Genomic DNA, 6,503 nt, shown 5'->3' with positions numbered 1-6,503 from the left:
CCGGCGTAACCGCACGGCTCCGGCGACTTCGGCGTTCGGGCGCCGCTCCGTCAGGGCGGCGCTCCCTAAGATGGACACATGGCCCGCCCAGCAAGACCGGAACGCAAATCAGAGTTGCTGTCGGCAATTCTCGACTACCTCATGGACAAGACCCTGGCGGAGCTGACGTTTCGCGGCCTGGCCGACGGGCTGGGTGTCAGCAGCTACGTCCTGGTCTACCACTTCGGGCACCGCGAACAGCTGATCAACGAGATCATCCGCGGCATCGAATCCCGGCTGGACAGCATCCGCGCCACCGACGTCAGGGACATCGACCGGGACGCGTGGCGGGCCTTCCTGCTTGAGTCCTGGCAGTGGACCATGGCGCAGCGCAACCGGCACCTGGCCCGGCTTGAATTTGAGGCCACGGCGCAGGACATTGTGGCGGCGGTGCCGCGCGGCACAGCGCAGGAGCACTTCCGGATGTTGCACGAGAAGGCCCGGGACTGGCTGGTCATCCAGGGCATCCAGCCGGAATTCGCCGACACCGACGCCCGCCTGTTCACGGCCGCGTTCTACGGGCTGCAGTTCGATTTCGTCGTCAACAACCAGCCAGAGGAAGCCACCAAGGCCTTTGAGCTGATGATGCTGGTCTTCTTCAACAACCTCGACAGGCGCCTCGCCACCGACGGCCAGCACATCTGAGCAGAACCTCAGGGAGCAGCGTAGCGGCCCTCCCACTCCACGAGGGGGCGCAGTTGCTCCCAGCGCTGTGCCACTTCCTCCACCGCCCCGGGACCGGCAAGCCAGCCGGGCTGGCCCACGTTGACGCCGGCCGTGAGGGATTTGTGTTTGAGCAGCTCCGCCCGGGGATGGTCCTTGTCGAAGCCCCGCGGCACCGTCTTTAGCCGTTCGCCCTCCACCGCGAACCCTGCCGTCTCGACCTTCCGCACGATCGCCTGCAGGGCATCGCCGCTGTCGGGATCGTCCACGGCACCGCGAAAGCGTGCCAGCTGGGCCGGAGTGTGGGTGTGGCAGCCGCCGCCGATCAGGAGGCCGTCGGCGCTGAGCTGGATATAGAAGCCCACGCCTTCGTCGACCGCCGCGAAGGCCCCTTGCGCGGTCTTATAGGGTGATTTGTCCGGCGAGAACCGGACATCCCGGTTGGGGCGAAAGAGCTTGGCCGGTCCGAAGCGTGGCTCGAGCTCGGCCAGCAGCTGGGTCAGCGGCCCCTTCACCGCGGCCTCGTAGACCGGCTTGTGCTCGAGCCACCAGTCCCGGTTGTTGTTCTGTTCAAGATCGGCGTAGAACCGGAAGGCGTCACTTGGAATGCCTGCGAATGGAGTGCCAGCGAATGCGGTCATGCCCAAATCCTACGGAGCCGCGGCACACGGTGGCGAGGGGCACGCGCACCCATGTGGATAACCGCAAAACGCCCCGCCACGGGAGTCCGTGGCGGGGCGTTTTGTTGGCTCCAGCGGTCACCGGATGCCGGTCACCGGCCGCCCAGGCGGCCGTCAAGGCCGGCCGTCAGGCAACGTTCGATGCAACCATCAGACCTTGTTGGCGGCCTCGGCGTCGGACTCAACCTGGCCGGCACCGAGGTTGGCGCGCAGCTTGGCGCCGAATTCGGCGTCGACGTTGGTCCAGTACGCGATGGCACGTTCCTTGATGCTGGCGTTCTTGACGCCGCTGACGGCGCCGGTGACGGTCTCCAGCAGTCGGGCCTTCTCGCCGTCGTTGTACACCTCGCGGTACAGCGTGCCGGCCTGGCCGAAGTCGCCGTCCTCTGCGTGCAGGGAGTGCGCGGAGAGCGTGAGCTCGCCGTCGTTCTCCCAGCCGCCGCCCGCAACGCCGGGCTCAACGGCAGCCGGGCCGCCCACGGAGTTCGGTGCGTACACCGGAACGGACGGGGCGTTGAAGTGGTAACGCCCGGCGCCGTCCTGGCTGTAGTTGTTGACCTGGCTCTTGGGCAGGTTCACCGGGAGCTGGGCGTGGTTGGTGCCGACGCGGTAGCGGTGCGCGTCCGCGTAGGAGAAGATGCGGGCCTGCAGCATCTTGTCCGGGGAGGCGGCGATGCCCGGCACGAAGTTCGACGGCGCGAAGGTGGCCTGCTCGATCTGCGCGAAGTAGTTCTCCGGGTTCTTGTTCAGCTCCATGGTGCCGACCTTGACCAGCGGGTAGTCCGCGTGCGGCCACACCTTGGTGAGGTCGAAGGGGTTGAAGCGGTACGTCTTGGCGTCCTCGTACGGCATGACCTGGACGTGGAGGTCCCAGGAGGGGAAGTTGCCGGCGGCAATGTTTTCCTGGAGGTCGCGGATGTAGAAGTCGCCGTCGGCGCCGGCAAGGGCCTCGGCCTCGTCGCCGGTCATGGACTTGACGCCCTGGTTGGACTTGAAGTGGTACTTGACCCAGAAGCGCTCGCCCTCGGCGTTGATCCACTGGTAGGTGTGCGAGCCGTAGCCCTGCATTTCACGCCAGGAGGCCGGCAGGCCGCGGTCACCCATGAGCCAGGTGACCTGGTGGGCGGACTCGGGGGAGAGGGTCCAGAAGTCCCACTGCATGTCGGCGTCGCGCAGGTGAGTGCCGGGGAGGCGCTTCTGGGAGTGGATGAAGTCCGGGAACTTGATCCCGTCGCGGATGAAGAACACGGGAGTGTTGTTGCCGACGAGGTCGTAGTTGCCCTCGGTGGTGTAGAACTTCACGGCGAAACCGCGGGGGTCGCGCCAGGTGTCGGGGGAGCCGGCCTCGCCGGCAACGGAGGAGAAGCGGATGAGCATGTCCGTCTCAACACCGGGCTGGAACAGTGCGGCCTTGGTGAACTTCGAGACGTCCTCGGTGGTCTTGAAGGTACCGAAGGCGCCGCCGCCCTTGGCGTGCACGACGCGCTCCGGGACGCGCTCGCGGTTGAACTGCGCGAGCTTCTCGATCAGGTAGTGATCGGTCAGGATGATCGCGCCGTCGGCGCCGACGGACTTGGAGTGGGCGTCGGAAGTGACGGGAGCCCCGGACTGTGTCGTGGACACGGCGGGCGCAGAGATGATCTCAGTCATAGTTCTCCTTGGGTTGGGTTTCTTAGTTTCGTTCGGAGGGAAGCTGTTGGGTGCGCTGGCAGTCCTGGCAGATGCCCTGGTACAGCACGTCCGCGATCTGGATGGTCATCGGCTTGGCGTCCGCGTTCCAGTGCGGGGTCAGGCAGGGCGCGTGGCCCACGGCGCATTCGACGTCCTCCACCCGGCCGCAGCTGATGCACACGGCATGGTGGTGGTTGTCCCCGACCCGCGTCTCGTACAGCGCGGGGGAGTGCGGGGGCTCAAAACGGCGCAGCATGTGCAGATCCGTGAGGTCCCCGAGGACCACGTATACGGACTGGGCGGTCAGGTCCGGCAATTCCTGCCGGGCGGCGGTAAGGATTGCCTCTGCCGGCGAATGCGGGTGATGTTCGACGGCGGCCAGCACGGCCAGGCGCTGTTTGGTCACCCGGCGGCCGTGGGCACGCAGGGCGGCTGCCCATGCGTCGTGGGTGCCCGAGGAATCCGTCATACCCTCATTCAAGCACTTATTATGACTGCCTCACAATAAGGCGTGGCTAATATTGTCCGGCCGTGTCACAGGGCACTCCCGGTTCGCCACTAGAGTTGCCCGGTGGAGAAATTGTTGGCGGACATCACGCCGTTGCGTGAAAGTCCCGCCTTCCGCCGTCTGTGGCTTGGGTCCGCCGTCTCCGCCCTGGGCAGCCAACTGACCCTGGTGGCGGTCAGCCTGGAGGTCTACCGGCTGACCCAGGACAGCCTCTACGTGGGCCTGCTGAGTCTCTTCGCCCTCGTGCCGCTGGTCTTTGGGGGCCTCCTGGGCGGCTCGATCGCCGACGCCCATGACCGCCGCACCGTAGCACTCCTGGCGTCGTCCGTCCTCTGGCTGACCACCGCCGCGCTGGCCATCCAGGCGTGGCTGGAAGTGGGCAACGTGTGGCTGCTCTATGCGCTCGTGGCGGTGCAGAGCGGCGCCCAGGCCATCAACCAGCCGGCCCGCAGCGCCATCATCCCGGTGCTGGTGCGCAAGGAGTTGCTGCCGGCCGCAAATGCCCTGAGCATGATGATTTTCGGGCTGACCATGACCGCCGGCCCGTTGCTGGCCGGCGTGCTCGTGGCGTGGGCCGGGTTCGGCTGGACGTACACGATCGACGTCGTCAGCTTTGCGTTTGCGTTCTGGGCCCTCCTGAAACTGCCTTCCATGCCGCCGGGCGAGCACGCCAGGCCGGCCGGGCTGCGTTCCGTGGTGGAGGGGTTCCGTTTCCTTGGCACCCGGCCCAACCTCCGTATGACGTTCGTGATCGATCTCGTGGCCATGATCTTTGCCCAGCCCCGGGCGCTCCTGCCGGCCATCGGCGCGCTGATGATCGGCGGCGGTGAGGCCACGGTGGGGATCCTGTTGGCCTCGATGGCCGTGGGGGCGTTCCTGGCCGGCCTGTTCTCGGGGCCGCTGGGCGGCGTCCGCCGGCAGGGGGCCGCGGTGGTGTGGTCCGTGATGGGCTGGGGCGGCTCGGTGGCGGCCTTCGGCCTGGTGGTGGTCCTGGCCGGTCATTCCGGCGACGACGGCGTGGGCGTGTGGCTGCTGCCCGCCGCCCTGTGCTGCGCGCTGGCCGGCATCGCGGATTCCGTGAGCGCAGTCTTCCGGACCACCATCCTGCAGGCCTCCACCCCCGACCATCTGCGCGGGCGTCTGCAGGGCGTCTTTGTGGTGGTGGTCGCCGGCGGACCCCGGATCGGGGACATGCTGGCCGGCGGCGCGACTAAACTTTTGAACGAGGGGTGGGTCCTGCTTCTCGGCGGCGTGCTGTGCATTGCTGTGGCCTGGATATTGGCCCGCCAGCAGGTCGGATTCCTGCGGTACGACGCGCGGAACCCGGTGCCGTAGCGGTTCGTTTTCCTTGGTAGGTCAGTGAATTACAGGGCATCAGCTTGCAGTACACGTATCAGGAGGACCAGTGCACAAGCATCACAACGGACTGAAGACCGCGGCGCTGTTCGGAGTGCTGTGGGCGGTCCTGCTGGGCCTGGGGGCGTTCATAGCCGCGGGGACCCGCAGTGCGGCGCCGATCTGGATCATGGCCCTGATCGGGATCGGCACCACGGCCTACGGGTACTGGAACAGCGACAAGCTCGCCATCCGTGCCATGCAGGCCTATCCCGTCACGGAGGCCGAGGCGCCCCAGCTGTACCAGATCGTCCGGGAGCTGTCCGGCCGGGCCAACCAGCCGATGCCGCGCATCTACGTCTCGCCCACCATGGCGCCAAATGCCTTCGCCACCGGCCGGAACCCGCAGAACGCGGCAGTGTGCTGCACCGAGGGCATCATGCGGATGCTGGACGCCCGCGAACTGCGCGGCGTCCTGGGGCATGAACTGATGCACGTCTACAACCGGGACATCCTGACGGCGTCGGTGGCGGCCGCCGTCGCCGGCGTCATCACTTCGGTGGCGCAGATGATGCTGCTGTTCGGCGGCGGGGACCGCCGCAATGCGAACCCGTTCGCCGCGATCGCCATGGCCCTGCTGGCCCCGTTCGCCGCGTCCCTGATCCAGATGGCCATCTCGCGTACACGGGAGTACGACGCCGACGAGGACGGCTCGTCGCTGACCGGAGACCCGCTGGCGCTCGCCTCCGCCCTGCGCAAGATCGAGCAGGGCGTGCAGCTGGCGCCGTTGCCGCAGGACCAGCGGCTGGTCAACGCCTCGCACATGATGATCGCCAACCCGTTCAAAGGCGGAGGCGTGGCCAAAATGTTCTCCACCCACCCGCCGATGGCCGAGCGGATCGGCCGGCTGGAGCGGATGGCCGGGAGGCTTAACTGAAGCAGGCTGCGGGTCTGGCCACGCGCGAGTAGTTCCGCGACACGCAAAAGGGCTGGCGACACCGTCGCCAGCCCTTTTGCGCGACGCGCAAATTTGCGCCGCGGACGGGCCGCTAGCTGCGGAAGTTAACGAACTGCAGGTCGGCCTCGTCGAAGCCCTTCAGCAGGTTCATGGTCTCCTGGAGATCATCGCGGGACTTCGAGGTCACCCGGAGCTCGTCGCCCTGGATCTGTGACTTGACGGACTTGGGGGCCTCGTCCCGGATCAACTTGTTGATCTTCTTGGCGAGGTCCTGGGCGATGCCCTCCTTGATGGAGGCCTCGAGCCGGAATTCCTTGCCGGAGGCGTAGGGCTCACCTGTGTCGAGGGACTTCAGCGAAATGCCGCGGCGGATGAGCTTGGACTGCAGCACATCGAGCACCGCGAGCACCCGCTCCTCGGAGTTGGCCTTCATCAGGATCTTCTCGCCGCTGAAATCGACCTCGGCGCCGACGCCCTTGAAGTCGTAGCGCTGGGCAATTTCCTTCTGCGCCTGGTTCAGCGCGTTGGCGACTTCCTGCTTGTCTACCTTGCTGACGACGTCGAACGTGGATTCGCCTGCCATGACTTTCCTCCTGATGTTTGCCGGGTGCCTGCGTGAGGCCGGGATGTCTGCATTCCAGACTAGTAC

At 66.7% G+C, this 6,503-nt stretch carries 7 protein-coding genes; 3 read left to right on the top strand and 4 right to left on the bottom strand.

Annotated features, from left to right (window positions below; all coding sequences use genetic code 11):
- Positions 1-78 precede the first annotated feature (78 nt).
- The gene (locus AC1DHX_RS08390; RefSeq protein WP_028276965.1) at positions 79-684 is read left to right on the top strand and encodes a TetR/AcrR family transcriptional regulator; all 606 of its coding nucleotides are present in this window, start codon (positions 79-81) and stop codon (positions 682-684) included.
- Between the two features lie 8 nt (positions 685-692).
- Here the strand turns inward: AC1DHX_RS08390 and AC1DHX_RS08385 are convergent, their stop codons facing one another.
- The 3 genes from AC1DHX_RS08385 to AC1DHX_RS08375 all read right to left on the bottom strand — a co-directional run bounded on the left by AC1DHX_RS08385 (position 693) and on the right by AC1DHX_RS08375 (position 3,522).
- A complete protein-coding gene (locus AC1DHX_RS08385) occupies positions 693-1,343 on the bottom strand; it encodes a DUF2461 domain-containing protein (protein WP_476859355.1) in 651 nt (216 codons plus the stop codon).
- Positions 1,344-1,532: 189 nt separating this feature from the next.
- Positions 1,533-3,032, bottom strand: coding sequence for a catalase (locus tag AC1DHX_RS08380; RefSeq protein ID WP_223913739.1), 1,500 nt, complete (start codon positions 3,030-3,032; stop codon positions 1,533-1,535).
- A gap of 22 nt (positions 3,033-3,054) precedes the next feature.
- Complete coding sequence (locus AC1DHX_RS08375) at positions 3,055-3,522, bottom strand: Fur family transcriptional regulator (protein ID WP_476859356.1); 468 nt, start codon at positions 3,520-3,522, stop codon at positions 3,055-3,057.
- A gap of 102 nt (positions 3,523-3,624) precedes the next feature.
- Here AC1DHX_RS08375 and AC1DHX_RS08370 point away from each other — a divergent pair, with 102 nt between their 5' ends.
- Both AC1DHX_RS08370 and htpX read left to right on the top strand, forming a co-directional pair.
- Entirely contained in the window at positions 3,625-4,896 is a 1,272-nt protein-coding gene (locus tag AC1DHX_RS08370) for an MFS transporter (protein ID WP_476859357.1), read from the top strand.
- A 70-nt stretch (positions 4,897-4,966) separates the two neighbouring features.
- Entirely contained in the window at positions 4,967-5,833 is an 867-nt protein-coding gene (gene htpX / locus AC1DHX_RS08365) for a zinc metalloprotease HtpX (RefSeq protein WP_476859358.1), read from the top strand.
- 112 nt (positions 5,834-5,945) lie between these two features.
- On the opposite strand, the gene AC1DHX_RS08360 is transcribed toward htpX, so the two are convergent.
- Positions 5,946-6,437 (bottom strand): YajQ family cyclic di-GMP-binding protein, encoded by a 492-nt coding sequence (locus AC1DHX_RS08360; RefSeq protein WP_018773569.1) that lies wholly within the window; start codon positions 6,435-6,437, stop codon positions 5,946-5,948.
- Positions 6,438-6,503: the final 66 nt, after the last annotated feature.

The organism is Arthrobacter sp. 05N33_2, assembly GCF_056397425.1.
This window is presented reverse-complemented; position numbering and strand designations above follow the sequence as displayed.

Coding starts and splice junctions, on each gene's coding strand:
- AC1DHX_RS08390 (WP_028276965.1), top strand. CDS start 79: ATGGCCCGCCCAGCAAGACCGGAACGCAAATCAGAGTTGCTGTCGGCA.
- AC1DHX_RS08385 (WP_476859355.1), bottom strand. CDS start 1,343: ATGACCGCATTCGCTGGCACTCCATTCGCAGGCATTCCAAGTGACGCC.
- AC1DHX_RS08380 (WP_223913739.1), bottom strand. CDS start 3,032: ATGACTGAGATCATCTCTGCGCCCGCCGTGTCCACGACACAGTCCGGG.
- AC1DHX_RS08375 (WP_476859356.1), bottom strand. CDS start 3,522: ATGACGGATTCCTCGGGCACCCACGACGCATGGGCAGCCGCCCTGCGT.
- AC1DHX_RS08360 (WP_018773569.1), bottom strand. CDS start 6,437: ATGGCAGGCGAATCCACGTTCGACGTCGTCAGCAAGGTAGACAAGCAG.